27 protein-coding genes are annotated in these 26,286 nt (G+C 69.2%); 18 read left to right on the forward strand and 9 right to left on the reverse strand.

Annotated features, from left to right (window positions below):
• Window positions 1–134: 134 nt before the first annotated feature.
• From WG903_RS01940 to WG903_RS01975, 8 genes are all read left to right on the forward strand, one after another.
• Window positions 135–1,328, forward strand: coding sequence for an aminotransferase-like domain-containing protein (locus WG903_RS01940; protein WP_340072502.1), 1,194 nt, complete (start codon window positions 135–137; stop codon window positions 1,326–1,328).
• On the forward strand, window positions 1,322–1,942 hold the full coding sequence (locus WG903_RS01945; protein WP_340072503.1) for a glutathione S-transferase family protein: 621 nt from the start codon (window positions 1,322–1,324) through the stop codon (window positions 1,940–1,942). The genes WG903_RS01940 and WG903_RS01945 overlap by 7 nt, the downstream gene beginning before the upstream one ends.
• Window positions 1,943–1,950: 8 nt before the next feature.
• Window positions 1,951–2,799: a PhzF family phenazine biosynthesis protein gene (locus WG903_RS01950; protein WP_340072504.1), complete on the forward strand. Its 849-nt coding sequence runs from the start codon at window positions 1,951–1,953 to the stop codon at window positions 2,797–2,799.
• Window positions 2,800–2,801: 2 nt separating this feature from the next.
• Window positions 2,802–3,476, forward strand: coding sequence for a VOC family protein (locus WG903_RS01955; RefSeq protein WP_340078181.1), 675 nt, complete (start codon window positions 2,802–2,804; stop codon window positions 3,474–3,476).
• Window position 3,477: 1 nt separating this feature from the next.
• Window positions 3,478–4,443: a threonine dehydratase gene (locus WG903_RS01960; RefSeq protein ID WP_340072505.1), complete on the forward strand. Its 966-nt coding sequence runs from the start codon at window positions 3,478–3,480 to the stop codon at window positions 4,441–4,443.
• A 35-nt stretch (window positions 4,444–4,478) separates the two neighbouring features.
• Window positions 4,479–5,150: a histidine phosphatase family protein gene (locus WG903_RS01965; protein ID WP_340072506.1), complete on the forward strand. Its 672-nt coding sequence runs from the start codon at window positions 4,479–4,481 to the stop codon at window positions 5,148–5,150.
• Between the two features lie 44 nt (window positions 5,151–5,194).
• Window positions 5,195–5,578 carry a thioredoxin family protein gene (locus tag WG903_RS01970; RefSeq protein WP_340072507.1) on the forward strand — a complete coding sequence of 128 codons (384 nt, stop codon included), beginning with the start codon at window positions 5,195–5,197 and terminating at the stop codon, window positions 5,576–5,578.
• A gap of 153 nt (window positions 5,579–5,731) precedes the next feature.
• Window positions 5,732–6,013 (forward strand): KGG domain-containing protein, encoded by a 282-nt coding sequence (locus tag WG903_RS01975; protein ID WP_340072509.1) that lies wholly within the window; start codon window positions 5,732–5,734, stop codon window positions 6,011–6,013.
• A gap of 63 nt (window positions 6,014–6,076) precedes the next feature.
• On the opposite strand, the gene WG903_RS01980 is transcribed toward WG903_RS01975, so the two are convergent.
• The 3 genes from WG903_RS01980 to mdeB form a co-directional block, all read right to left on the reverse strand.
• Window positions 6,077–6,253, reverse strand: a complete 177-nt coding sequence (locus WG903_RS01980) for a hypothetical protein (RefSeq protein ID WP_340072510.1) — start codon at window positions 6,251–6,253, stop codon at window positions 6,077–6,079.
• Between the two features lie 149 nt (window positions 6,254–6,402).
• Entirely contained in the window at window positions 6,403–7,200 is a 798-nt protein-coding gene (locus WG903_RS01985; RefSeq protein WP_340072512.1) for a creatininase family protein, read from the reverse strand.
• A complete protein-coding gene (gene mdeB, locus WG903_RS01990) occupies window positions 7,197–9,794 on the reverse strand; it encodes an alpha-ketoglutarate dehydrogenase (RefSeq protein ID WP_340072514.1) in 2,598 nt (865 codons plus the stop codon). The genes WG903_RS01985 and mdeB overlap by 4 nt, the downstream gene beginning before the upstream one ends.
• Window positions 9,795–9,858: 64 nt before the next feature.
• Here mdeB and WG903_RS01995 point away from each other — a divergent pair, with 64 nt between their 5' ends.
• The 3 genes from WG903_RS01995 to WG903_RS02005 are packed head-to-tail and all read left to right on the forward strand — an operon-like array spanning window position 9,859 to window position 13,341.
• On the forward strand, window positions 9,859–10,602 hold the full coding sequence (locus WG903_RS01995) for an alanyl-tRNA editing protein (protein WP_340072515.1): 744 nt from the start codon (window positions 9,859–9,861) through the stop codon (window positions 10,600–10,602).
• Window positions 10,599–12,725 (forward strand): thioredoxin family protein, encoded by a 2,127-nt coding sequence (locus tag WG903_RS02000; protein WP_445263566.1) that lies wholly within the window; start codon window positions 10,599–10,601, stop codon window positions 12,723–12,725. The genes WG903_RS01995 and WG903_RS02000 overlap by 4 nt, the downstream gene beginning before the upstream one ends.
• A gap of 10 nt (window positions 12,726–12,735) precedes the next feature.
• Complete coding sequence (locus WG903_RS02005; protein ID WP_340072516.1) at window positions 12,736–13,341, forward strand: thioredoxin family protein; 606 nt, start codon at window positions 12,736–12,738, stop codon at window positions 13,339–13,341.
• Here WG903_RS02005 and WG903_RS02010 read toward each other — a convergent pair.
• Entirely contained in the window at window positions 13,322–14,419 is a 1,098-nt protein-coding gene (locus WG903_RS02010; RefSeq protein ID WP_340072517.1) for a tetratricopeptide repeat protein, read from the reverse strand. The two genes, WG903_RS02005 and WG903_RS02010, sit on opposite strands and share 20 nt — an antisense overlap.
• Window positions 14,420–14,465: 46 nt before the next feature.
• On the opposite strand from WG903_RS02010, the gene hemE reads away from it, so the two are divergent.
• Entirely contained in the window at window positions 14,466–15,563 is a 1,098-nt protein-coding gene (gene hemE, locus WG903_RS02015) for a uroporphyrinogen decarboxylase (protein ID WP_340072518.1), read from the forward strand.
• A gap of 347 nt (window positions 15,564–15,910) precedes the next feature.
• On the forward strand, window positions 15,911–17,947 hold the full coding sequence (locus WG903_RS02020; RefSeq protein WP_340072520.1) for a primosomal protein N': 2,037 nt from the start codon (window positions 15,911–15,913) through the stop codon (window positions 17,945–17,947).
• On the opposite strand, the gene rsmI is transcribed toward WG903_RS02020, so the two are convergent.
• Window positions 17,944–18,843, reverse strand: a complete 900-nt coding sequence (gene rsmI, locus WG903_RS02025; protein ID WP_340072522.1) for a 16S rRNA (cytidine(1402)-2'-O)-methyltransferase — start codon at window positions 18,841–18,843, stop codon at window positions 17,944–17,946. The genes WG903_RS02020 and rsmI overlap by 4 nt on opposite strands.
• Between rsmI and WG903_RS02030 the strand changes: the two genes are divergently transcribed.
• Genes WG903_RS02030 through WG903_RS02040 form a run of 3 tightly spaced genes read left to right on the forward strand, consistent with a single transcriptional unit; the run spans window position 18,842 to window position 20,609 of the window.
• On the forward strand, window positions 18,842–19,207 hold the full coding sequence (locus WG903_RS02030) for a YraN family protein (RefSeq protein WP_340072523.1): 366 nt from the start codon (window positions 18,842–18,844) through the stop codon (window positions 19,205–19,207). The genes rsmI and WG903_RS02030 overlap by 2 nt on opposite strands.
• A gap of 32 nt (window positions 19,208–19,239) precedes the next feature.
• Window positions 19,240–19,839, forward strand: a complete 600-nt coding sequence (locus tag WG903_RS02035; protein ID WP_340072524.1) for a phosphoheptose isomerase — start codon at window positions 19,240–19,242, stop codon at window positions 19,837–19,839.
• Complete coding sequence (locus WG903_RS02040; protein WP_340072525.1) at window positions 19,836–20,609, forward strand: BON domain-containing protein; 774 nt, start codon at window positions 19,836–19,838, stop codon at window positions 20,607–20,609. The genes WG903_RS02035 and WG903_RS02040 overlap by 4 nt, the downstream gene beginning before the upstream one ends.
• A gap of 3 nt (window positions 20,610–20,612) precedes the next feature.
• On the opposite strand, the gene WG903_RS02045 is transcribed toward WG903_RS02040, so the two are convergent.
• Window positions 20,613–21,515 (reverse strand): NAD(P)-dependent oxidoreductase, encoded by a 903-nt coding sequence (locus WG903_RS02045; RefSeq protein ID WP_340072526.1) that lies wholly within the window; start codon window positions 21,513–21,515, stop codon window positions 20,613–20,615.
• Between the two features lie 116 nt (window positions 21,516–21,631).
• On the opposite strand from WG903_RS02045, the gene WG903_RS02050 reads away from it, so the two are divergent.
• Window positions 21,632–22,747, forward strand: coding sequence for an ABC transporter substrate-binding protein (locus WG903_RS02050; RefSeq protein WP_340072527.1), 1,116 nt, complete (start codon window positions 21,632–21,634; stop codon window positions 22,745–22,747).
• A 57-nt stretch (window positions 22,748–22,804) separates the two neighbouring features.
• Here the strand turns inward: WG903_RS02050 and WG903_RS02055 are convergent, their stop codons facing one another.
• Both WG903_RS02055 and WG903_RS02060 read right to left on the reverse strand, forming a co-directional pair.
• The gene (locus WG903_RS02055) at window positions 22,805–23,941 is read right to left on the reverse strand and encodes a PilT/PilU family type 4a pilus ATPase (protein ID WP_340072528.1); all 1,137 of its coding nucleotides are present in this window, start codon (window positions 23,939–23,941) and stop codon (window positions 22,805–22,807) included.
• A gap of 19 nt (window positions 23,942–23,960) precedes the next feature.
• Complete coding sequence (locus tag WG903_RS02060) at window positions 23,961–25,004, reverse strand: type IV pilus twitching motility protein PilT (protein WP_340072529.1); 1,044 nt, start codon at window positions 25,002–25,004, stop codon at window positions 23,961–23,963.
• A gap of 57 nt (window positions 25,005–25,061) precedes the next feature.
• Between WG903_RS02060 and WG903_RS02065 the strand changes: the two genes are divergently transcribed.
• Window positions 25,062–25,751, forward strand: coding sequence for a YggS family pyridoxal phosphate-dependent enzyme (locus WG903_RS02065; protein WP_340072531.1), 690 nt, complete (start codon window positions 25,062–25,064; stop codon window positions 25,749–25,751).
• Here the strand turns inward: WG903_RS02065 and WG903_RS02070 are convergent.
• Window positions 25,723–26,274 carry a DUF3617 domain-containing protein gene (locus WG903_RS02070; RefSeq protein WP_340072532.1) on the reverse strand — a complete coding sequence of 184 codons (552 nt, stop codon included), beginning with the start codon at window positions 26,272–26,274 and terminating at the stop codon, window positions 25,723–25,725. The two genes, WG903_RS02065 and WG903_RS02070, sit on opposite strands and share 29 nt — an antisense overlap.
• Between the last annotated feature and the right edge of the window lie 12 nt (window positions 26,275–26,286).

Genomic DNA, 26,286 nt, shown 5'->3' on the forward strand with positions numbered 1-26,286 from the left:
CGGAAATCAACCTTTCGTGTACTGCCGGGCGGACCAATACAGATCACGGACTGAGCCGCCCAACTGTATGGGTGGTGTATTGGGCGCGACAGTACAGTGACCTCGACGGAAACGCAAGCGCCCACGGAGCAACCATGAAACTGAACGACCTGAAGCACACGCACTGGCAACTCGCGCGCCGCGCCGAGAAGATGAACCCCTCGGTGATCCGCGAGATCCTGAAGGTCACCGAGCGCCCGGGCATCATCAGCTTCGCCGGCGGCCTGCCGTCGCCCCAGACCTTCCCGATCTCGGAGTTCGCGCAGGCGTGCGACAAGGTGCTGGCCGACGACGGCCGCGGCGCGCTGCAGTACGCCGCCAGCGAAGGCTACGCGCCGCTGCGCGAAGCGGTGGCGCGCATGCTGCCGTGGGAAGTCGACCCCGCGCAGGTGCTCATCACCACCGGCTCGCAGCAGGGGCTGGACCTCGTCGCCAAGGTCCTGGTCGACGCCGGCTCGCGCATCCTGGTCGAGACGCCGACCTACCTGGGCGCGCTGCAGGCTTTCACGCCGATGGAGCCCGAGATCGTCGGCGTGCCCAGCGATGCGGAAGGCGTGGACGTCGAGCGCCTGGGTGCGCTGTCGAAGGACGCGCGCTTCCTCTACGTGCTGCCCAACTTCCAGAACCCGACCGGGCGCACCATGTCCGAAGCGCGGCGTTCGGCGCTCGCGCAGCGTGCCGCGGAACTCGGCCTGCCCCTGGTGGAAGACAACCCCTATGGCGACCTGTGGTTCGATGCGCCGCCGCCGGCCCCGCTATCCGCGCGGCATCCGGACGGTTGCATCTACCTCGGCTCCTTCTCCAAGGTGCTCGCCCCCGGCCTGCGCCTGGGCTATGTCGTTGCGCCGCGCGCGATCTTCCCGAAGCTGCTGCAGGCCAAGCAGGCCGCCGACCTGCACAGCCCCGGCTTCAACCAGCGCATGGTGGCCGAGGTCATGAAGGACGGCTTCCTCGACCGCCACGTGCCGACGATCCGCGCGCTGTACAAGTCGCAGCGCGATGCGATGTTGGCGGCGCTGCAGCGCGAAATGCAAGGCCTGGACGTGCAATGGAACACGCCCGATGGCGGCATGTTCCTCTGGGCGCGGCTGCCCGCGGGCATGAGCGCGATCGAGCTGCTGCCGCGCGCCGTGGAAAAGAACGTCGCCTTCGTGCCGGGCGCGCCTTTCTACGCGCAGGAGCCCGACCTGCGGGCGCTGCGCCTGTCTTTCGTCACCGCCACGCACGAGCAGATCGACCGCGGCATCGCTGCGCTCGCGCAAGCCATCCGGGAGCAGGCGCGATGCTGAAGATCTGGGGCCGCATCTCCTCGATCAACGTGCGCAAGGTGGTGCTCACCACGCAGTGGCTGGGCCTGCCCTTCGAGCGCACCGACGCCGGGCACGAGTTCGGCGTCGTGAAGACGCCCCAGTACCTGGCGATGAACCCGAACGCGCTGGTGCCCACCATCGAGGACGACGGCTTCCAGCTGTACGAGTCGAACGTGATCGTGCGCTACCTGTGCGCGAAGCATGCGCAGAAGGGCCTCTACCCGCAGGACCTGCGCACCCGCTTCGACGCCGAGCGCTGGATGGACTGGCAGCAGACGACGCTGAACCCCGCCGGCCGCAATGCCTTCGTGCAGCTCCTGCGCACGCCGCCGGAGAAACGCCAGCAGGCGCTCATCGACGAATCGATCGCCGCGACCGAGCCGCTGCTGCGCACGCTCGACGCGCACCTCGCCAGGCAGCCGTTCATGGCCGGCGACACGTTCACGATGGCCGACATCCCCATCGCGTGCGAGATCCATCGCTGGCGCGGCACGCCCGTGTCGCAGATCGAGCTGCCCCACGTCGACCGCTGGTACGCGGGCATCCGCGCGAACGCAGCCTCGCGCGGCGTCCTCGACCTGACCCTTTCGTGAGGCTCCCCATGCAGAAACGCGCCTTCAAGCAAGTCGACGTCTTCACCGCCGAGGCCTACCGCGGCAACCCGCTGGCCGTGGTGCTCGACGGCACCGGCCTGTCCGACGACCAGATGCAGCACTTCGCGCACTGGACCAAACTGTCGGAGACCACCTTCCTGCTGCCGCCGACCACCGATGCGGCCGACTACCGCGTGCGCATCTTCACGCCCGGCGGCGAGCTGCCTTTCGCGGGCCATCCCACGCTCGGCACCTGCCACGCCTGGCTGCAGGCCGGCGGCAAGGCCAAGCGCCGCGACCTGATCGTGCAGGAGTGCAAGCAAGGGCTGGTGAACCTGCGCCGCGACGGCGCGCGCCTGGCTTTCGCCGCGCCGGTGTCCAAGCGCACCGCGCCCGGCCCCGCCGCGCTCGCTCAGGTTGCCACCGCGCTCGGCCTGAAAGCGGAGGCCATTCTCGCCGCGCGCACGCTCGACAACGGCCCGGTGTGGCTGACGCTTTTCGTCGAGGACCCGAACACCGTGCTGGCGCTCGAGCCCGACCATGCGCAGTTGCGCGCGCACGGCCACAAGGTCGGCGTCGCGGCGCGCTACGCCAATGCGCGCGACGGGGAGCCGATGCTCGAAGTGCGCGCCTTCGCCGATCCGGTCGGCATCCCGGAAGACCCTGTAACGGGCAGCCTCAACGCCAGCCTGGCGCAATGGCTGATCGATGACGGCCTCATGCCCGCGCGCTACCTTGCGGCGCAAGGCACGCGCCTGGACCGCGCCGGCCGCGTGCACGTCGAGCGCGACGACCACGGGCAGGTCTGGGTCGGCGGCGAGACGGTGAGCTGCATCGAAGGCACGGTGCTGCTGTGATGCTGCAGGCGCAGCTCGACCACCTGGTCGTCGCGGCGCGTTCGCTCGCGGAAGGCATCGCCTGGTGCCGCGAGATGCTGGGCTTCGAGCCGGTGGCCGGCGGCGAACATCCGTTGATGGGCACGCACAACCGCGTGTTCGCCCTCGGCGGCACCGCGTATCCGCGCGCCTACTTCGAGATCATCGCGATCGATCCCGCGGCCCCGCGGCCTGCGCACGCGCGCTGGTTCGACCTTGACACCGAGGCCATGCACGCAGCCCTCGCGCGCAGGCCGCGGCTGGTTCACTTCGTCGCCGCCAGCAACGACGCGGCCGGCGCCGTCGCCGCGCTCGCGGAATTCGGCATCGAGCGCGGTCCACTCGTCGCGGCCGAGCGCAACACGCCGGCAGGGCTCCTGCGCTGGAAAATCAGCGTGCGGCACGATGGCGCGCGCCTCTTCGACGGCGCCTTGCCCACGCTGATCCAGTGGGACAGCCCGCACCCGGCGGACAGCCTGCCCGCCAGCGGCATCGCGCTGGCGTCTCTGGCGGCGACGCATCCCGATGCCGCCCGCTTGCGCCAGGCCTTCGGTGCCATCGGCTTGCGCCACGTCGCCGTGCAGGAAGGGCCCGCCAACCTCGTTGCCGAGCTCGACACCCCGAGGGGCCGCGTGCGGCTCGAATCGCAAGGAGCCTGAGATGCGTTTCACGCCCGACGAAGTGCAGGCCGCGTTCGCCACCGTGCGCGCCGTGGTACCGCCCACGCCGCAATTCGCCTGGCCGCTGCTCGCGCGCCGCCTCGGCATGACGGTGTGGGTCAAGCACGAGAACCACACGCCGGCCGGCGCCTTCAAGGTGCGCGGCGGCCTCACCTACTTCGACGCGCTGGCCAGGGGCGAGAAGCCGCGCGGCGTCATCACGGCGACGCGCGGCAACCATGGCCAGTCGATCGGCTTCGCGGCGCGGCAGCACGGCCTGCCGGCCACCATCGTCGTGCCGCGCGGCAATTCGGTGGAGAAGAACGCCGCCATGCGCGCGCTGGGCGTCGAGCTGGTGGAACATGGCGAGGACTTCCAGGCCTCGCGCGAGTACGCGATGGGCATCGCGGCGCGCGACAGGCTGCACATGGTGCCGTCGTTCCACCGCGACCTGGTCCGCGGCGTGATGACCTACTGGGTCGAGTTCTTCGAGAGCTTCGGGCGCGGCGCCGAGCCGGACGTGGTCTTCGTGCCCATTGGGCAGGGCTCCGGCTTCTGCGCCGCCGCCGCGGCGCGCGCGCACACCGGTGCGCGCAGCCGCCTCGTCGGCGTCGTCTCGGCGCATGCGACCACCTACCTCGAATCGTTCAAGGCCCGGCGCGTGGTCGAGTCGCCGGTCACGACGCAGCTGGCCGACGGCATGGCCTGCCGCCTCGCCGACGAGGAAGCCGTCGACGTGCTGGTGCGCGAAGCCGATGCGGTCGTCACGGTGACCGACGGCGAGGTGGCCGAGGCGATGCGCGTGCTCTTCGCCGACACGCACAACGTGGCCGAAGGCGCCGGGGCCGCAGCGCTGGCCGCGGCCATCCAGCAGCGCGACAAGTGGCGCGGCCGCAGCGTCGGCGTGCCGCTTACCGGCGGCAACGTCGACACGGCCGTGTTCGCGCAGGTGCTGTCGCCCGCGTAGCAGCACGGCGCGCCCGCCGCGGCCAGAATCGCGGCATGGGAACCCTGTACATGGTGCGGCACGGGCAGGCTTCGTTCGGCGCCGACGACTACGACCAGCTAAGCGAGCTGGGCCGGCGCCAGAGCGTGCGCCTGGGCGAATGGTTCGCCCACAAGGGCATCCGCTTCGACGGCCTCGTCGCCGGCACCTTGCGCCGCCACAAGCAGACGCTGGAGGGCATCCTCGAAGGCATGAACCACGCGGGCGAACACCTGTCGTGGGAGGGCCTGAACGAGTACGACAGCGAGGCCGTGATCGCGACGGTGCACCCCGGGCCGCTGCAGAAGGCCACCACGCCCGAGATGTACCGCCACCATTTCCGCCTGCTGCGCGACGGCCTGGCCAAGTGGATGGCCGGCGACGCGCAGCCGCAAGGCATGCCCAGCTACGAGCAGTTCGTCGCCGGCGTGTCCGGGGCGCTCGACCACGTGCGCAGCAAGCACTACGGCCAGAATGTGCTGATGGTCACCAGCGGCGGGCCGATCTCCACCGCCGTCGGCCACGTGCTGGGCACCAGCCCCGAGACGACGATCGAGCTGAACCTGCGCATCCGCAACACCTCGGTGACCGAGTTCGCCTTCAACCCCAAGCGCACGATGCTGGTGATGTACAACGCCCTCCCGCACCTGGACGACCCGGCCTACGCCGACTGGGTCACCTACGCCTGACCCCACGCGGGCACGGCGCCAAGGCCGCCGCTAAACTGCCGCGCATGTCCGCCGAAGACGCCGCAACGCCCCGCTGGTGGGTCATCGCGCTGTGCGCCGAATGGTGCAACGTGTGCCGCGAATGGCGCTCGGTGTTCAACGATGCCGCGAAGGCGCGCGGCGACTTGCGTTTCGCGTGGGTCGATGTCGAGGACGAAGCCGACGCGATGGGCGACGTGGACATCGAAACCTTCCCCACGGTGCTGGTCGGCCGCGGTGATGAGGCACTGTTCCTCGGTCCTGTCCAGCCACAAGCGGCGCAACTGTCGCGCCTCATCGCCAGCCTGAAGCATGCGCATACGGATGAAGCACTTTCGCGCCCACCTGTTTCAGAAGAGGCAGGTCCCTTGCTGGCGCGGCTGCATGCGGGTGTGCTACCGAAACCATAGCAACCGGTGGTAACTCGGCAAGGCCCGCTCCTACACCTTGCGCCTTTTCTCCCTGACGACAGGCCCATCGATTCGCAAGCTCAATCGGGCCATGGCAAGCACGCATGCGGCCATGTAGTTTCAACCGCATTTTGGATTCAGGAGATCCTCATCATGGCATCCGACAACATGGGTAACGAAAGCGGCGGCTCCCGCAAGTCGAACCGCGGCTTCGCGTCGATGGATCCGCAGCGCCAGCGCGAGATCGCAAGCGAAGGGGGCCGGGCCGCGCACGAAAAGGGGACCGCCCACGAGTTCACGTCCGAAGAGGCACGCGAGGCCGGTCGCAAGGGCGGCATGGCCCGCAGCGCCGCCAACCGCGCCCGCAAGGCCGCGGAACAGGGCAACAGCGGCTCTAGCTCGGACCGCTCCGGCAGTTCGGACAGCAACCGCTGAGGCTTGCACCGAAGAAACGAAAAGGGCGCCGAAAGGCGCCCTTTTTTTATCGGCTGGAGAGCCTTACCACTCGCCCACGAGACGCACGCGCTGGTCCAGGTCGGCCGGCGGCGGCTCGCCAAGGGCAGGCGCCTGCTGGGGCAGGAGCGCCTTCTCGCCACCCAGCAGCTTGCGCACGAACTCCGCGGCCGGCGAGCGGGTCGGCTCGGTTTTCGGCAACGGGACGGCGGCGAAACGCATGGTGGCTTCCTTTCTTGTATCGAAGTGTAGGGAAGCCTAGCTTGCTCGAATGTGACACATGGCACACGCGGTGCGGTTTCGCTGCGACGCGTGCACGTAAAACAACATTCGCCGTGAAGGATGCACGGCAGGGCTGCCGTGCGCCAGCGCTACCGCTGGGCCAAGGTCGCGAGCGGCAGCTGGGAGATTTCTTGCAGCAGCAAGGCCAACTGGCGCGACGCAGCATCCAGGAGCGCCCGGCCTTTTTCGGCCGTTGCGGCCTTGGCGTTGCCGGCCGCCCCGTGCGGGTTGTAGTCCTGCACGTGCCAGCCCAGCTTGGCGGACTGGCCCATCACCGGGAACTGCCGGGCCCTGTCGCGCGAGGTGGACGCGAAGTCCTGGGCCTGGGCCATGTCCACCGACTGCGGCGCAAGCGCCAGCATGAGCGAGGTCTCGATCTCCCCGCCGTGCACGCCGAAACGGTGTTCGTCGGCGCTGAAGAGCCCCGTCACCGCCTCGCCCAGCGGCAGGTTCCACCAGTCGCAGCGGTAGGTGATCAGGCCGCGCCCGCGCAACTCGCGCGCGGCGATGTCCATCAGGCTCGACTGGCCGCCGTGCGCGTTGAACAGCAGCAGTTTCTTCACCCCGGCGCGGGCCACGCCCTCGCCGAGGGCGATCCAGCTGGCCAGCACCGCCTCGTACGGCAGGGTCAGCGTGCCTTCGAAGGCGGCATGTTCGGGGCTGTAGCCCACGGCCTGCGCCGGCAGCACCAGCACCGGCACGTCCGCCGGCACCTGCGGCAGCGCGGCGGCGACGATGCCTTCGGCGATCGCCCGGTCCACATCCAGCGGCAGGTGCGGGCCATGCTGCTCCGTGGCGCCCAGCGGCAGGACGGCCACGGTGCGCGTGGCGTCCAGGCGCGGGAAGTCGGTGGTCTTGAGGTCGGCCCAGGCCCGGGGAAGGCTCATGCGCCGGATGTTAACGCCCGGGCTTGCCGGACGATGCTGGCGGCATCCACCCCGAAGAATTCCCGCAACGCCGCGCGGGTGTCGCTGCGGCCGAAGCCGTCGGTGCCCAGCGTGACGTAGCGGCGCCCGGCCGGCAGGAAGGCGCGGATGCTCTCGGGCAACGTGCGCACATAGTCGGTGGCGGCCACGATGGGCGCCTTCGACGCACCCAGCATGCCGTGCAGCCAGGGCGTGGTGTTCGCCTCGCCGCGCGCGGCGCGCTGTTCGCAATGCAAGCCGTCTCGGGCCAGCTCGGTCCAGCTCGTGATGCTGAACACCTCGCTGGTAATCCCCGCCGCCGCCAGCTGCTCCGCCGCCTTCAGCACCTCGGTCAGGATCGCGCCGGAGCCCAGCAAGGTGACCTGGGGTTCGCCCTTGCCGTAGGTAGCGAAGCGGTAGCCGCCGCGCACGATGCCTTCGCCCGCACCGGCCGGCACGTCGGGCTGCGCGTAGTTCTCGTTCATCAGCGTGAGGTAGTAGAAGACGTCCTGCTGGTCCACCAGCATCTCGCGCATGCCGTGGTCGATGATCACGGCCATCTCGCCGGCGAAGGCCGGGTCGTAGGCCTTGCAGTTGGGGATCGTCGCCGCCACGATGTGGCTGGAGCCGTCCTGGTGCTGCAGGCCTTCGCCGCCCAGCGTCGTGCGCCCGGACGTGGCGCCCAGCAGGAAGCCGCGCGAGCGCTGGTCGGCGGCGGCCCAGATCGCGTCGCCCACCCGCTGGAAGCCGAACATCGAGTAGTAGATGTAGAAGGGCAGCATGGGGAAGCCGTGCACGCTGTAGCTGGTGGCCGCGGCCGTCCAGCTGGCGATGGCGCCGGCCTCGCTGATGCCCTCTTCCAGGATCTGGCCGTCCAGCGCCTCGCGGTACGACAGCACCGAGCCGATGTCCTCCGGCTCGTAGCTCTGACCCGCGCTCGAGTAGATGCCCACCTGCTTGAACAGGTTGGCCATGCCGAAGGTGCGCGCCTCGTCGGCGACGATGGGCACGATGCGCGGGCCGAGCTCGCGGTCCTTGAGCAGGTTGCCCAGCAGCCGCACGAAGGCCATCGTGGTCGACATCTCCTTGCCCGCCGCCGCGGTGGCGAAGGCCGCATACGAATCGACGTCGGGCACGGCGAGCTTCGGCGCTTCGCTGCGCCGCGCCGGCATGAAACCGCCCAGCCGCTGCCGATGCTCCAGCAGGTATTTCGCTTCCGGGCTTTCGGGCTGCGGCTTGAAGAACTCCAGGTTCTTCGCCTGTTCGTCCGACAGCGGCAGGTTGAAGCGGTTGCGGAATTCGAGCAACGCGGTGTCGTCCAGCTTCTTCTGGCTGTGCGTGGTCATGCGGCCCTGGCCCGCCGTGCCCATGCCGTAGCCCTTCTTCGTGTGGGCGAAGATCACCGTCGGCCCGCCCTTGAAGTTCGCCGCCGCGGCATAGGCGGCGTGGATCTTCACCAGGTCGTGGCCGCCGCGCTTGAGGCGGTCGATCTGCTCGTCGGTCATGCCCTGCGCCAGGCGCGCGAGTTCCTCGTCCTGGCCGAAGAAGTTGTCGCGGTTGAAGCGGCCGTCCTTGGCGGCGAAGGTCTGCATCTGGCCGTCGACGGTGTGCGAGAACGCACGCGCCAGCGCCTGCGTCACGTCGCGCGCGAACAGGCCGTCCCAGTCGCTGCCCCACAGCAGCTTGATCACGTTCCAGCCCGCGCCGCGGAACAGCTTCTCCAGCTCGTCGACGATGCGGCCGTTGCCGCGCACCGGCCCGTCCAGGCGCTGCAGGTTGCAGTTGACCACCCACACCAGGTTGTCCAGCTTCTCGCGCGAGGCGAGCGTGAGGGCGCTCATGCTCTCGGGCTCGTCCATCTCGCCGTCGCCGAACACGCCCCACACCTTGCGCGCCGTGCAATCGAGCAAGCCGCGGTGCGTGAGGTAGCGCATGAAACGCGCGTGGTAGATCGAGCTGATGGGCCCGATGCCCATGGAGCCCGTGGGGAACTGCCAGAAGTCGGGCATCAGCCAGGGATGCGGATACGAAGACAGCCCACGCACGCCCTTGCGCGCACCGGTGATTTCCTGGCGGAAGTGCGCCAGGTCGTCATCGCTCAGGCGTCCTTCGAGGAAGGCCCGCGCGTAAACGCCCGGCGCGCTGTGCGGCTGGAAGAACACCAGGTCGCGCGTGTGGAAGAAGTGGTTGAAGCCCGCCTCGAACAGGTCGGCCGCGCTGGCGTACGACGCGATGTGGCCGCCCAGCTCGCCGAACGCCGCGTTCGCGCGCACGACCATCGCCAGCGCGTTCCAGCGCATGATGGACGCGAGCTTCTCCTCGATCGCGAGGTCGCCCGGGAACGCCGGTTGCTGGTCGACCGCGATGGTGTTGACGTAGGGCGTGACGAGCTCGGGCGACCAGGCCACGTGCGGGTCGCGCGCCAGCGCGGCCAGCTGGTCGAGGATGAATCGGGCGCGCGCCGGACCCTCGGTGGCGACGAGCGCCAGTAAGGCCTCGCGCCATTCGGCGGTCTCGGATGGGTCCAGGTCCACCCCCTCTGGAGCGAGGAAACGGGTGAGGCTTTGGTCGGTCATTCCGCCACTGTAGGCCAATGGCCGCAGCGACGCGTGCCCGCGCCAAAAAGGCGACAATTCCCGCATGACCGAAGAGCTGTTCCGCCAGGATTCGTATGCGAAGGAATGCCGGGCGCGCGTCGTTTCGGTGGGGGATCCGGGCATCGTCCTCGATCGCACCGTGTTCTACCCCTTGGGCGGCGGCCAGGCCGGTGATGCCGGCGTGCTCGTCCTGGCGGACGGCTGCGAGGTCGCCATCGCCGACACGCGCAAGTGCAAGGACGCGGAAGGCCGCCCGACGAACGACATCGCTCACGTGCCCGCGCCGGGCCAGGAGGCTTTGCTCGCGCAACTGGTGCCGGGCGCCGAGGTGACGGCGCGCGTGGACTGGGACCGCCGCCATAAGCTGATGCGCTTCCACACCACGACTCACCTGCTTTGCCACCTGGTGCCGGAACTCGTGAACGGGTGCTCGATCACACCGGAGTACGCGCGCCTGGACTTCAACATGACCGACCCCCTGGACAAGGACGCCCTCACTTCCGGCATCGCGCGCCTGGTGGGCGAGGCGCATCCGGTGCAGGTCGGTTCCATCACCGACGAAGAGCTCGACGCCAACCCCGCGCTCGTGAAGAGCATGTCGGTGCAGCCGCCGCGCGGCACGGGCCGCATTCGCACGATCCGCATCGGGCAGGGCGAGCAGGTCGACTTCCAGCCCTGCGGCGGCACGCACGTGGCCAACACCTCCGAGATCGGCGCAGTGGTCGTGACGAAGATCGAGAAGAAGAGCGCTACGACGCGACGCGTCGTGCTGGGTTTCGCGCAATGAGCATGGTGCGCCTGTCGTCCTTCCTTCTCGCGGCGCTGCTGGCCCTGCCGGCGTTCGCGCAAGGCAAGGCCACGGTGACGAGCGAGCGCGTGCGCGCGGAACTCGTCGCGAACGCGCCCGAAGGCATCCAGCCCGGCAAGACCTTCTGGGTCGGCCTGCAGCTCGCGCACCAGCCGCAGTGGCATACCTACTGGAAGAACTCGGGCGATTCCGGCCTGCCGACGCAGGTGCAATGGACGCTGCCCGCGGGCATGACGGCGGGCGACATCGCCTGGCCGCTGCCGAAGAAGATCCCCATCGGCAACCTGGCCAACTACGGCTACGAAGGCACCGTGCTGCTGCCGGTGCCGGTGAAGGTCGCGCCGGACTTTAAGCCGCCCGTCTTCGGCGATGTCGAAGTGAAGCTGCACGCCAATTGGCTGGTCTGCAAGAAGGAGTGCATCCCCGAGGAAGGCCAGTTCACGCTGAAGGTGCCCGCGCGCGGCAGCACCGCGATGCATGCGGCCGCGTTCGAGGCCGCGTTGAAGGCGCAGCCCCGGCCCGTCATCGCGGGCACGGGCATCATCCCGGAGAGCACGGCGCGCATCGACGGCGATGCCCTCGCGATCTCCGTGCAGGGCCTGCCGGTCGAGGCGCGCGGCCAGACGCTCACCTTCCTGCCCGAGACCGCGGAGGTCATCGAGAACGGGCCTGCGATCCAGCAGCAATGGAAAGGCGCCGAGTGGACGGCGCGCGTGCCGCTGTCGCCGCAACGCAGTGCCAGCCCGCAAGTGATGCCGGTGGTGCTGAGCACCGGCAGCGTCGGCTGGCGCGCGGAGTTGAAGGTCCTGGGCGCCTGGCCGCAAGTGGCCGCGGCCGCCGGCGTCTCGCCCGAGCTCGCGCAAGCCCTGGGCGACAACGCCCGCGCGCCGGCGACACCGCCGCTGGGTTTCGCGGCCGCGCTGCTGTTGGCGCTGGTCGGCGGCATGGTGCTGAACCTGATGCCCTGCGTCTTCCCGGTGCTGGCGATCAAGGTCCTGGGTTACACGCGACAGGCACGGGACCGGCGCGCGCTGCGCGTCGGCGGCATCGCCTATGCGGCCGGTGTCATCGTCTCGTTCCTGGCGCTCGGCGCGCTCGTGCTCGCCTTGCGCGCGGCCGGCGAACAGCTCGGCTGGGGCTTCCAGCTGCAGTCGCCGGCCTTCGTCGCCGCGCTGGCCGCGCTGTTCACGCTGATCGGCCTGAACCTCGCGGGCCTCTTCGAGTTCGGCACGCTGCTGCCTTCGCCCCTGGCCTCGCTGCAGGCGCGGCACCCGGTGGTCGATGCGTTCCTGTCGGGCGTGCTCGCGGTGGCGATCGCGTCGCCGTGCACCGCGCCCTTCATGGGCGCCTCGCTCGGCGTGGCCGTCACGCTGCCGGCGTTCGAGGCCCTCGCAATTTTCGCGGCGCTCGGCATCGGCATGGCCTTGCCTTACCTCGCGGCGACGCTCGTCCCCGCGGTCGCGCGCCACCTGCCCAGGCCGGGCGCGTGGATGGACATCTTCCGCCGCTTCATGGCCTTCCCCATGTTCGCCACCGTCGCGTGGCTCGTGTGGGTCATCGGGCAGCAAAGCGGCATCGACGGCGCGGCGGCCTTGCTCGCGCTGCTGGTCGCCCTCGCCATGGTGGTGTGGGCCTTCACGCTGCAAGGGCGCGCGCGCACCGCGCTGGGGGCCCTCGCGCTGGCGTCGTTCGCCCTGCTGGCATGGACCGCGGGGCCAGCCATCACGCGCGTACAGGCCAACGCCGCCAACGCGCATGCGCAGGGCCCGTGGCAGCCGTGGGCGCCGGGCCGGGTCGAGCAGGTGCTGGCCTCGGGCCAGCCGGTGTTCGTCGACTTCACCGCCGCGTGGTGCGTCACCTGCCAGTACAACAAGAAGGCCGTGCTCACGAACCCGCAGGTGCTCGCCGATTTCGAGTCGCGCAAGGTCGCCATGCTGCGCGCCGACTGGACGCGGCGCGATCCCGCCATCACCGCCGCTCTCGCGCAACTGGGGCGCAGCGGCGTGCCCGTGTACGTGTACTACCAGCCGGGCCGCGCGCCCGTCGTGTTGTCCGAGATCCTCGGGGTCGAGGAAGTGCGTTCCACGCTCGCGAAACTCTAGGAGGTCTGCCATGTTGCGTCGCCACCTGATTGCGCTGTCGCTCGCCATCCCCTTCGCCGCCGCCGCCGCGCCCTCGGTCGGCCAGCCCGCCCCGGGCTTCGTGCTGAAGGATGCGGCCGGCAAGGCCGTGAAGCTCTCGGACTTCCGCGGCAAATACGTCGTGCTCGAGTGGACCAACCCCGGCTGTCCCTACGTTCGCAAGCACTACGACAGCGGCAACATGGGCGCGACGCAGGCCCACGCCACCGCCAAGGGCGTGGTGTGGCTGTCGGTCAATTCGACGGCGAAGTCGTCGTGGGAATACATGGAGCCCGCGAAGGTCGTCGCGTGGCAGAAGGGGCGCAACTCCGCGCCGACGGCCCTGCTCGTCGATGAGGACGGCCTCGTGGGCCGTGCCTTCGGTGCGCGCACCACGCCGCACATGTACATCGTGGACCCGAAGGGCAAGCTGGTCTACGCCGGCGGCATCGACAGCATCGCGTCGAGCGACCGGGCGGACATCGCCAAGGCGGTGAACTACGTGCGCACGGGCCTGGACGAAGCGCTGGCCGGCAAGCCGATCTCCAACCCCGTCACGCGGCCCTACGGCTGCTCCGTCAAGTACGCGGATTCCTGAGCCAGGCGAACAGGCCCGGGATCGGCTGGCGCTGGTCCTCGCGGATCGGGTGTTCGGCCAGCGCCGCGACTTCGAAGTCGCACCGCGTCGCCAGCGATTCGACGTAGCCCCGTGAATGCGCGTAGCGCATGCTCGGTTGCAGCTCGACGTCCGCGCCCGCTACCGTCAATTCCACCGTGAACGCGAACCAGCCGTCCGGCGCGAGCACCCGGCGCACCGCGTCGAAGACAGGCGCCAGTTCGCCGATGTAGTTGAAGACGTCGGCTGCAGTGACGAGCTCGAAGGATGCCTCTTTTGCCGACGCGAGGTAGCCGGTGACGTCGGCCTGTACGACGTCGTCGTAGAGACCGCGCTCACGGGCGCGGCCGACCATGTTCGCCGACAGGTCCACGCCGACCAGGCGCGCCACGCGCGGCTTGAGCTGCTCGCCCATCAGCCCCGTGCCGCAACCGAGGTCGAGCGCGCTGCGCCATTCGCGTTGCGGCAGGCCCCCGGCGAGAATGCCCGGCGCGCCGTAGCGCAGCACCTCGACCAGGTGGTCCTCGAAGCCGTCGGCGTAGCTGTCGAAGAGCGTTTGCACGTAGCGCGCCGGCGTCTGCGAAGGCGCGGCTTCGCCGGTGATGGCCGCGATGTAGTACTCGTGCAGCGGTGCATCCGCGCCGCGCTCGATCGCCTTGCGAAAGGACTCGACCGCCTCCTGCGGCCGCTGCAGGTCGCGCAGCAGCATGCCGCGCACGCTCCACGTGGACGCCAGCGCGGCATCGAGTGCCAGCGCCTTGTCCGCGCAGCGCAGCGCATCCTCGTGCCGGCCGAGTTCCGCGAGCGCCGTCGCGAGGTGGGCCCAGGCCTGGGCATCCGACGGATCGACCTCGGTTGCTTCTTCCAGCACCTCGGCCGCCTCCTCGAACCGGCCGAGCTGGATACGCGTCGCGCCCAGGTTCATCAGCGTCGACGCGCGCTGCGGCACGAAGGACAGCGAGGCCTCGAACTGCGCGTGCGCCTGTTCGTAGCGCCCGGCCTCGTAGTGGCGCACGCCGGCCAGGAAGAACTCTTTCGCGCGCTCGAAGCTCTCGTCCATCGCCGCCGATCATAGGCGGCCCGTGCCCGCCTGCGACAATCGGGCCATGAGTTTTGCGCCCCTGGCCAACGACAGCTTCCTGCGCGCCTGCCGCCGCCTGGCCACCCCGCACACGCCGGTGTGGCTGATGCGCCAGGCCGGCCGCTACCTCGAGGAATACCGCGCCACGCGCGCCCGCGCCGGCAGCTTCATGGGCCTGGCCACCAACACCGATTTCGCGACCGAGGTCACGCTGCAGCCGCTTCAGCGCTATGCGCTCGACGCCGCAATCCTGTTCTCGGACATCCTCACCGTGCCCGACGCGATGGGCCTGGGCCTGAGCTTCGAAGCGGGCGAAGGCCCGAAGTTCGCGCGGCCGCTGCGCAGCGAGCAGGACGTTGCCGCGCTGCGCGTGCCCGACATGGCCAAGCTGCGCTACGTCTTCGACGCGGTCACGTCGATCCGCCGCGCGCTCGCCGGCCGCGTGCCGCTGATCGGCTTCTCGGGCAGCCCGTGGACGCTGGCCTGCTACATGGTCGAAGGCGCGGGCTCGGACGACTACCGCCTGGTCAAGTCGATGCTGTACGCGCGGCCGGACCTCATGCACCGCATCCTCGCGACGAATGCCGATGCGGTGGCCGCCTACCTGAACGAACAGATCCGCGCCGGCGCGCAGGCCGTGATGATCTTCGACAGCTGGGGCGGCGTGCTCGCCGACGGCGCCTTCCAGGAATTCAGCCTGGCCTACACCGCCCGAGTGCTGAAGCAGCTCGTGCGCGAACACGAAGGCGAAACGATCCCGCGCATCGTGTTCACCAAGGGCGGCGGCCCCTGGCTGGCGCAGATGAAGGCGCTGGACTGCGACGTGCTCGGCGTCGATTGGACCGTGAACCTGCGCGCGGCCCGCTCGCTGGTCGGCGATTCGCACGCCCTGCAGGGCAACCTCGACCCGATGGTGCTGTTCGCGGACGGGCCCGCCATCGAAGAGCAGGCGCGCCGGGTGCTCGAAGACTTCGGCGCCCCGCACACGGGGCCCGGTACGGGGCCGTCCCACATCTTCAACCTGGGCCACGGAATCAGCCAGTTCACGCCGGCCGAGCATGTGAAGGTACTGGTAGACGCCGTACACGCACATTCACGGCGCATGCGAGGCACAAGCGCTTGAGCCGGCCCCAGTCATCAGGGTGTTCCCTAGGAGACAGGTGGCGAAAAACGTCACGCCCGCTTGACTTATGCACAAAAACCGGCAGGCGGGGGCGGCGCCCGGCGGCACTTTGCTACAAATCCGGTAGCGCTCCTAAGTGCTTGATTTTCCTTGGCTTCCCTGCGTGCGTTTTTTTCGGGGCGGAGCGCCAAGCCCTTGATTTTTCAAGCCGCCCACGGCCGCGCAGGACGGATTTCAACAAAGTTATCCACACAACAAGAGGCTACGGGCCAAACGGCTGGTAAATCAAGCACTTAGCTTCTCTTTGTAAAGCTCAACGGAAACTTCGCGCCGTTTTTCGCCCTTCCATGCTGCATCGCATCGATGTCGTCGTGCCCACGCCTGCGCACAGCAGCGCGGCTGGGCCCCTGAGTTATTCGAGTGAGCAGGCACTTGCGGCCGGAACATTGGTGCGCGTGCCGCTCGGCAAGCGCGAAGTCCTGGGCATCGTGTGGCCCCGCAGCGCAGAGGCGGACGAAAGCTTTGCAGCCAAGCCCGTGGCTGCGGTGCTGGACGGGATTTCACCGCTTTCGCCGAAGTGGCAACAACTCGTGTCTTTCGCAGCGGACTATTACCAGCGCAGCATCGGGGAGGTCGCGCTTGCGGCGTTACCGCCACAGCTGCGTGACCTCGACGCCACACAGTGGCAGCGCCGCATGAAGCGCGGGAACGCCGCGCAAGACGCCGGCGGCATCGTGAACGGCCCGCCGCTCACACCCGACCAGCGCGACGTGCTCGCGCAGCTCGAGGGCCAGGACCGGCCCTTCCTGCTGTACGGCGTGACGGGCAGCGGCAAGACCGAGGTCTACCTGCGCGCGGTGCAACGGCTGCTGGAAGCCGACGCGCAGGCGCAGGCGCTCGTGCTCGTGCCCGAGATCAACCTCACCCCGCAGCTGCAGGAGCGTTTCGCCCAGCGCTTCGGCGAAAGCGCGATCGCCTCGCTGCACAGCGGCATGACGCCGCCGCAACGCCTGCGCAACTGGCTGGCGGCGCACTCGGGCGCGGCGCGCGTGGTGCTCGGCACGCGCATGGCGGTGTTCGCCTCGATGCCAGCCCTGCGCCTGGTCGTCGTCGACGAGGAGCACGACGCCAGCTACAAGCAGCAGGAAGGCGCGCGCTACTCCGCACGCGACCTCGCGGTGCTGCGCGGCAAGTTCGAAGGCGCGCAGGTGATCCTCGGGTCCGCGACGCCGTCGCTGGAGAGCTGGCAGGCCGCCAACAAGGGCCGCTACCAGCGCCTGGCGATGGCCACGCGCGTGGGCGAAGCGCGGCTGCCCGACGTGCGCGTCGTCGACATGAACGCGCAGCCCAAGGGCGCGGTGCTGTCGCCGCCGCTGGTCGATGCGATCCAGCAGCGCGTGGCGCGCGGCGAGCAGGTGCTGCTGTTCCTCAACCGCCGCGGCTATGCCCCGGTGCTCGCATGCACGGCGTGCGAGTGGAAAAGCGACTGCCCCAATTGCAGCGCCTACCGCGTCTTCCACAAGATCGACCGCACCCTGCGCTGCCACCACTGCGGCTTCGCCGACCGCGTGCCGCGCGCCTGCCCGGTGTGCGGCAACGTGGACATCGCGCCCATCGGCCGCGGCACCGAGCAGCTGGAGGAGCACGTGGGCGAGCTGCTCGCGGGCGTGAAGCGGGCGGACGGCGAGGCGGTGCGCATCGCGCGCATGGATGCGGACAGCACGCGCCTCAAAGGCGCGCTCGAGGCGCAACTGGCGCGCATGCACGCGGGCGACGTCGACGTCCTCGTGGGCACGCAGATGGTGACCAAGGGGCACGACTTCCGCCGCATCTCGCTGGTCGCCGCGATCAACGTCGACTCGGCGCTGTTCTCCAGCGACTTCCGCGCGCCCGAGCGCCTGTTCGCGCTGCTGATGCAGGCGGCCGGCCGCGCAGGCCGCGACGCGCAGGCGGGGCACGCGAGCGAGATGTGGGTGCAGACCTGGCATCCGCAGCACGCGCTCTTCGCGGCGCTGCGCCGCCACGACTACCCGGCGTTCGCCGAGCGGCAGCTAGCCGAGCGCGAACAGGCCGGCATGCCGCCCTTCGGCTTCCAGGCGCTGGTGCGCGCCGACGCCCGCACGCAGGAAGCCGCGCAAGCGTGGCTGCACGCGGCGGCGCAGCGTGCACAGGCGATGCCCGAGCTCGGGCAGGTGGCGCTCTACTCGCCCGTGCCGGCGACGGTGCAGCGCATCGCGAACGTCGAGCGCGCGCAGATGCTGGTCGAGAGCGCCTCGCGCCCGGCGCTGCAGCGCTTCCTGGCCGCGTGGCACGGCGAGCTGCACGGGCTCAGGGAGAAGGGCCTGATCCGCTGGGCCATCGACGTGGACCCGCTCGCGATCTAGCTGCCGTTCTTCAGGCGCAAAGCCGCGTCGTACAGCTCGTTGCGCGGCGCGCCCGTGATCTCGGCGGCGAGCTTGACGGCGGTCTTCAGCGGCAGCTCGGCCAGCAGCATCGCCAGCACGCGCTGCCCTTCGTCGGCCGGTTTCGCCTCCGCTTGCGGGTGGAGCACCAGGACGAATTCGCCGCGCGTGCGTTGCGCGTCTTCCTTCAGCCACGCCGAAAGCGAGCCGCACGCCAGCGTCTCGACCTGCTCGAACTGCTTGGTCAGCTCGCGCGCGACGGTCACTTGCCGGCCGGCAAGGGGCGCCAGCGCCTCGGCCAGCGCTTCCACGCGGTGCGGCGCTTCGAGCAACACGACGGTGCGGGGCTCCGCAGAGAGCGCAGCGACGGCGGCTTCGCGCTCGCCCGCCTTGGCCGGCAGGAAGCCCGCAAACACGAACGCCCCACCCTCGGCGACGGCGCCGGCGGCGCTCAGCGCCGCCGTGACACTGCTGGCGCCGGGCACAGGGATCACGCGATGACCCGCCGCACGCACGGCCGCGACCAGGCGCGCGCCCGGGTCGCTCACCGCCGGCGTGCCCGCGTCGCTCGCATACGCGATGCGCTCGCCGGCCGCCAGGCGCTCCACCACCGCCTGCGCCGCCTGCGCCTCGTTGTGCTCGTGCACGGCAATCGTCTTCTTGCCGTCGATGCCCCACGCGCGCAGCAGCGCCTGCGTGTGCCGCGTGTCCTCGCAGGCGACGGCGTCGGCCAGCTGCAGCACGTGCAGCGCGCGCAAGCTCGTGTCGGCGAGGTTGCCGATGGGCGTGGCGACGACGTACAGCGTGCCCTGCGGATAATGCTGTGCACCGGCCGCGTCGCGCGCGGCGTTCAGGGCGGAGGCGAAAGAAGCGCTCATGGATCCTTCGAAGACGACCAAGCAGGCCGGCGACGCCGCCGAGGACCGCGCGCTCGCGCACCTCGCGGCGAACGGCCTGAAGCTGGTCGCCCGCAATTATCGGACGCCGCACCGCGGCGGCGGCGAGATCGACCTGGTGATGCGCGACGGCGACACCCTCGTGTTCGTCGAGGTGCGCCAACGCGCGTCCGGCCGCTTCGGCGGCGCCGCCGCGAGCATAGGCGCGGTGAAGCAGCGCCGCATCGTCTTCGCCGCGCGCCATTACCTCATGCGCATGCCCTCGCCGCCGCCCTGCCGCTTCGACGTCGTGAGCGTCGAGGCCGGGCGCGTCGACTGGCTGCGGGCCGCCTTCGACGCGGGTTAGGGGAAAAGGCCTCGGGTTATCATCGAAAAGCCATGCTCGAATCGCGAATCCAGCAACACTTCATCGACAGCGCCGACCTGAAGTACCAGTCGGCCGAGGCGCTGTCCAAGCCCATCGCGGCGGCCGTCCAGGCCATCCTGGCCAGCGTGACCAGCGGGGGCAAGGTTCTGGCCTGCGGCAACGGCGGCTCGGCCGCCGACGCGCAGCACTTCGCGGCGGAGTTCGTCGGCCGCTTCGAGCGGGAGCGGCCCGAACTCGGCGCCATCGCGCTGACGACCGACACGTCGATCCTCACGGCGATCGCCAACGACTACGACTACAGCGTCATCTTCTCCAAGCAGGTGCGTGCGCTGGGCCAGGGCGGCGACGTGCTGCTGGCGATCTCCACCAGCGGCAATTCGGGCAACGTCATCGCCGCCATCGAGGCCGCGCACGAGCGCGAGATGTCGGTGGTGGCGCTCACCGGCCGCGGCGGCGGCAAGATCGGGAACCTCCTGAAGGAAACCGATGTCCATATCTGCGTGCCGCACGAACGCACGGCGCGCATCCAGGAGGTGCACCTGCTGACGCTGCACTGCATCTGCGATGGCGTCGACGCGCAGCTGCTCGGAGAACAGGAACCCCCGACATGACCCGCATGACACGCACCGCCCTCGCCACGGCCTTGCTGGCCGCTTCGCTCGCGGGCGCCCTGTCGGGCTGCGCACCGCTGATCATCGGCGGCGCCGCCGTCAGCGCGATGGTGGCGGTGGACCGCCGCACGCCCGGCGCGCAGATCGAGGACGAGACCATCGAGCTGCGCGGCGGCTCGCGCGTGCGCGACGCCATGGGCGACCGCGGCCATGTCAACGTCACCAGCTACAACCGCCAGGTGCTGCTGACCGGCGAGGTGGCCAGCGAGCAGGCCAAGCAGAACGCCGAGCAGATCATCTCGCGCGTCGACAACGTCAAGGGCACGGTGAACGAGCTGGCCGTGCTGCCGCCGTCGACGCTGGGCCAGCGCTCGTCGGATGCGCTCATCACGGCCAAGGTCAAGGCCTCGCTGGTCGACGACCGCGAGCTCTACGTCGGCGCCTACAAGGTGGTGACCGAGCGCGGCGTCGTGTACCTGATGGGCCGCGTTACGCAGCGCGAGGCCGACAAGGCCACGCAGATCGCGCGCACCATCGGCGGCGTGCAGCGCGTGGTGCGCATCTTCGAGATCATCTCGGACGACGAGCTGCGCCGCATGGGCTCCGTGACGCCCGCGCCCGTGACCAATGCCTCGCCGGCGCCCGCCGCTTCCGCGCCGGCACCGGCCGCGGTTCCAGCGCCGCCGCCCCCGCCGGCCGTACAGACCGCGCCGGTGACGAGCACGCCGGCTCCGGCGGTCACGCCGCTGCCGCCGGCCCCGCGCCAGTAACGATCAGCGCAGGCGCTTGATCAGGCTGGAGGTGTCGAACCTCCTGCCGCCCATCTGCTGCACGTCGGCATAGAACTGGTCGACCAGCGCCGTGACCGGCAGGCGCGCGCCGTTGCGCTTGGCCTCTTCCAGGCACAGGCCCAGGTCCTTGCGCATCCAGTCGACCGCGAAGCCGAAGTCGAACTTGTCCTGGATCATCGTCTTGCCGCGGTTGTCCATCTGCCAGCTCTGCGCGGCGCCCTTGCCGATCACTTCCAGCACCTGCTGCATGTCCAGGCCCGCCTTCTGGCCGAAGGCGATCGCCTCCGACAGGCCTTGCACCAGGCCGGCGATGGCGATCTGGTTCACCATCTTCGCGAGCTGGCCCGAGCCGCTGCCGCCGAGCAGCGTGAAGGCGCGCGAGAACGCCATCGCCACGGGCTTGGCGGCCTCGAACGGCGCGGCATCGCCGCCGCACATCACCGTGAGCATGCCGTTCTGCGCGCCGGCCTGCCCGCCGGAGACGGGCGCGTCGACGAAGTTCAGGCCGCGCTTCTTCGCCTCGGCGTAGAGCTCGCGCGCGACGTTCGCCGACGCGGTGGTGTGGTCGACGAACGTCGCACCGGCCTTCATGCCCGCGAACGCACCGTTGTCGCCCAGGACCACCGAACGCAGGTCGTCATCGTTGCCGACGCAGCAGAAAACGATGTCGCGCCCCGCTGCGGCCTCTTTCGGCGTCGCGCCGCTCGAGCCCTTGAATTCGCCCGCCCACGCGCGTGACTTTTCCGCGCTGCGGTTGTAGACGCGCACATCGTGCCCGGCCAGCGCGAGGTGTCCCGCCATGGGATAGCCCATCACGCCCAGTCCGAGAAAAGCCACGGAGCGCGCCGGGGTGGGCTCGTAGGTCTTGGGGTTCGTGGACGCCATCGTGACTTCTCCTTCGATTTGTGTTCCGGCATTCTAGGGAAGGCCCCATGCCGCCGTGCTTTGTGCTTATCGTATGGTCGAGCTGTCCGTTGGGGGCTCTCACGAGGAGAACTGCAATGCAGAAGTGGGCGGCCGGCTTTGCGCTGGCTTTGGGTACTTTCGTTGGCGCGGCGCAGGCCGCGCAGGTGGTGGTGGGGCAGGTCGCGCCGTTCTCCGGCATCGACGGCAACCAGGCCAAGGCCTATGCGGCCGGCATGCAGGTGGCGTTCAACGCCGCCAACAAGTCCGGGATCAACGGCAACACGATCACGCTGGTGCGAAAGGACGACGCCGGCAAGCCCGAAGAGACGCTGCGCCTCACGCAGGAACTCATCGACCAGGACAAGGCGACGTTGCTCGCGGGCTACTTCGGCATCGCGAACATCGAGACCATCGCGCGTTCGGGCGTGCTGGACAAGAACCGCATCGCGCTGGTCGGCTGGCGCGCCGCGCAGATCCGGCCCGAAACGCAGAACCTCTTCAACGTGCGCGCCAGCCTGCGCGACGAGATGTTCAAGGTTTCGGAACACCTCGGCACGATGGGCATCACCAAGCTGGGGATCATGTACGAGCAGGGCCCCGGCGGCGTCGCGCTCATGACCTCCGCCGGCGAGGCGGCGCAGAAGGCCAAGGTCACGATCGCCGCGATGGCGGGGTACCCCGCCGGCACGGCCAACGTGCAGCAGGCGGTACAGGCGATGATCAAGGTGCAGCCGCAGGCGATCATGATGGTCGCGTCGGGTGCCGCCGCCGCCGCGTTCGTCGAACAGTACCGCGCAGCCGGCGGCCATGCCGCGCTGTTCGCCAATTCCGGCGTCGATCCGGAACAGCTCGGCTCCAAGCTCAAGGACGAACAGGTGCAGGGCATCTCGATCGCGCAGGCCGTGCCCAGCCCCTTCAAGATGTCCAGCAAGATCGGCAAGGAATTCGCCGATGCGGTCGCGAAGGCCGGCACGCTCGAAGTGCCGGTGAGCTACGCGATGATGGAAGGCTACATCGCCGGCAAGGTGATCATCGAGGCCGTGCGCCGCCAGGGCAAGGAGGTCAGCCGCGACAAGACCATCGAGGCGCTGGGCCGCATGGACTACTACGACATGGGCGGCTACTCGGTGGCGTACCGGCCGGACATCCGCGCGGGCTCGAAGTTCGTCGAGATGACGATCCTGGGCGGCAAGGGGAAGGTGCGGCAGTAAGCGCCGCGGCCATGAAAAAGGGCGCCGGAAGGCGCCCTTTTCGTTGCGGCGGATCGCTCAGACGATCGCGAAGTTCTCGGTGCCCGCCGACAGGTCGGACGACTTCGCGCGCTGCGAGTTCAGCTTGATCTGCAGGCGCAGGTCGTTCATCGAGTCCGCATTGCGCAGCGCATCCTCGAACGTGATGATGTTGTTCTCGAAGGCGTCGAAGAGGGCCTGGTCGAAGGTCTGCATGCCCAGGTTGCGGCTCTTCTTCATGATCTCCTTGATCTCGGACACTTCGCCCTTGAAGATCAGGTCGGAGATGAGCGGGGAGTTCAGCATGATCTCCACCACCGCCTGGCGGCCCTTGCCGTCCTGCTTGGGCACGAGGCGCTGCGACACGAAGGACTTGAGGTTGAGCGACAGGTCCATCAGCAGCTGCGGCCGGCGCTCTTCCGGGAAGAAGTTGATCACGCGGTCCAGCGCCTGGTTGGCGCTGTTGGCGTGCAGCGTGGCCATGCACAGGTGACCGGTTTCGGCGAAGGCGATGGCGTGTTCCATCGTCTCGCGGTCGCGGATTTCGCCCATCAGGATCACGTCGGGCGCCTGGCGCAGCGTGTTCTTCAGCGCCGCTTCCCAGTTGTCGGTGTCCAGGCCCACTTCGCGCTGCGTCACCACGCAGTTCTTGTGCGGGTGGACGAATTCCACCGGGTCCTCGATCGTGATGATGTGGCCCTGGCTGTTCTCGTTGCGCCAGTCGATCATGGCCGCGAGCGTGGTCGACTTGCCCGAGCCCGTCGCGCCCACCAGCACCACCAGCCCGCGCTTCGACATCACCACTTCCTTGAGCACCTGCGGCACGCCCAGGCCGTCGATGGTCGGCAGGTTCGTCGGGATCACCCGCAGCACCATGCCCACCTTGCCCTGCTGCACGAAGGCGTTGACGCGGAAGCGGCCGATGCCGGGCGGCGAGATGGCGAAGTTGCACTCCTTGGTGCGCTCGAACTCGGAAGCCTGCTTGTCGTTCATGATCGAACGCGCCAGAGCCAGCGTGTGCGCCGCCGTCAGCGGCTGCGGCGACACCTTGGTGACTTTGCCGTCGACCTTGATGGCCGGCGGGAAGTCGCCCGTGATGAACAGGTCGGACCCGTTGCGGCTGACCATGAGCTTGAGCAGGTCGTTGATGAATTTCGATGCCTGGTCGCGTTCCATGACGGTCCTTCTCTAGAAATCAACCCGGGAAGTTCTCGGGGATCTTGGCCTTGCTGCGCGCTTCGGCCGGGCTGATGACGTTGCGCTTGACCAGGTCCGACAGGTTCTGGTCCAGGGTCTGCATGCCGAAGCTGTTGCCGGTCTGGATGGCGGAGTACATCTGCGCCACCTTCGCTTCGCGGATCAGGTTGCGGATGGCCGAGGTGCCCAGCATGATCTCGTGCGCCGCCACGCGGCCCGCGCCGTCCTTGGTCTTGCACAGCGTCTGCGACACGACGGCCTGTAGCGATTCGGACAGCATCGCGCGGATCATTTCCTTTTCTTCCGCGGGGAACACGTCGATGATCCGGTCGATGGTCTTGGCGGCCGACGAGGTGTGCAGCGTGCCGAACACCAGGTGGCCCGTCTCCGCGGCGGACATCGCGAGGCGAATCGTCTCCAGGTCGCGCATTTCGCCCACCAGGATGCAGTCCGGGTCCTCGCGCAGCGCCGACTTCAGCGCGGCCTGGAACGACAGCGTCATCGGCCCGACCTCGCGCTGGTTCACCAGGCACTTCTTCGACTCGTGCACGAATTCGATCGGGTCTTCCACCGTGAGGATGTGCCCGTACTCGGTTTCGTTCAGGTGGTTGATCATGGCCGCGAGCGTGGTCGACTTGCCCGAGCCCGTGGGGCCCGTCACCAGCACCATCCCGCGCGGCTTGAGCGCGAGGTCCTGGAAGATCTTGGGCGCGTTGAGCTGCTCCAGCGACAGGATCTTCGACGGAATCGTCCGGAAGACGGCGCCGGCGCCGCGGTTCTGGTTGAAGGCGTTGACGCGGAAGCGCGCCAGGCCGTCGATCTCGAACGAGAAGTCGCACTCGAGGAATTCCTCGTACTGCTTGCGCTGCGTGTCGTTCATGATGTCGTACACCATGGAGTGCACGGCCTTGTGGTCGAGCGCGTCGACGTTGATGCGCCGCACGTCGCCATGCACGCGGATCATGGGCGGGAGGCCGGCGGACAGGTGCAGGTCCGAGGCCTTGTTCTTGACGCTGAACGCCAACAGCTGGGTAATATCCACAAATCCCTCTTCGATGACCAGCCGGCCGCCAGACGGCGCGACCGTGCCTGAACCATTATGACCACGATTGCAGACAACCTCCAGCGTGTCCGGGAGAGGGTCTCCACCGCCTGTGCGGGCGCCCAACGCCGCGTGGAAGATGTCACGCTGCTGGCGGTGGCCAAGACCTTCGGGCCCGAAGCGGTGCGCGAGGCCTTCGCCGCCGGGCAGCGCGCCTTCGGCGAGAACTACATCCAGGAAGCGGTGGAGAAGGCCGCCCTGCTGGCCGACCTGCCGATCGAGTGGCATTGCATCGGCCCGATCCAGAGCAACAAGACGCGCCTGGTGGCCGCGCATTTCGCCTGGGCGCAGACCGTGGACCGCCTGAAGATCGCGCAGCGCCTGTCGGAGCAGCGGCCCGAAGGCCTGCCGCCGCTGCAGGTGTGCATCCAGGTCAACATCGATGGCGGCCCGTCCAAGTCGGGCGTGCCGCCGCAGGAAGCGTTGGCGCTGGCGCGGGAAGTGGCGCAGCTGCCACGGCTGAAGCTGCGCGGGCTGATGACGATCCCCGAACCGGCCGCGGACTTCGCCGCCCAGAAGGCCGTCCACGCCCGCGCGCGTGCGCTCTTCGACGAGCTGCGCGGCGCCGGGCTGGCGCTGGACACGCTGTCCATGGGCATGACCGCCGACCTCGAGGCGGCCATCGCCGCCGGCAGCACGATGGTGCGGGTGGGGACCGCTATTTTTGGGGCGCGGCCATCGGCTTGATGTCGCCGCAGTCGGCGCCCAGCCAGCGGCCCGAGCCCTGCATGTTCACCGTCTCGGGCTTGCCCTGCACCTGGGTGTGCACCACCATCTTCATCTGGTAGGCCTCGGGCCCCTGGAAGGTCACCTCGCCCTCGCCGCTGGACGGCGGGTTGGTGCAGGTGAAGGCCATCTTCATCGTGTTGCCCGTCATCTGCTGGCGCGTGGTCTTGCAGTCGCCGCGCTGCGACGGGATCTCCCTGCGCTCGGCCATCTCCTTGCTCATGCAGAACTTCACGGTCATGCCGCCGCCGGAGCCGCCGCCCATGCTCATGCCGCGCTGCTTCATCATGTCCTCGACCATCTTGCGCTGCTCGGGCGGCATGTTGGCCATCTGCTGCTGCATCTGCGCCATGCCCTGCTCCATCTGGCCGCTGGACGATTGCATCTTGTTCGAGATTTCCCACAGCCCCGGCTTCATGGACTGCGCGAATGCGAACGGTGCGGCCGCCAGCAGTGCGGCCGCGGCGAGAAGGCGCTTGGTCATGGGATCCCCCGA

Source organism: Ramlibacter sp. PS4R-6, from assembly GCF_037572775.1.
Taxonomy (GTDB): domain Bacteria; phylum Pseudomonadota; class Gammaproteobacteria; order Burkholderiales; family Burkholderiaceae_C; genus Ramlibacter.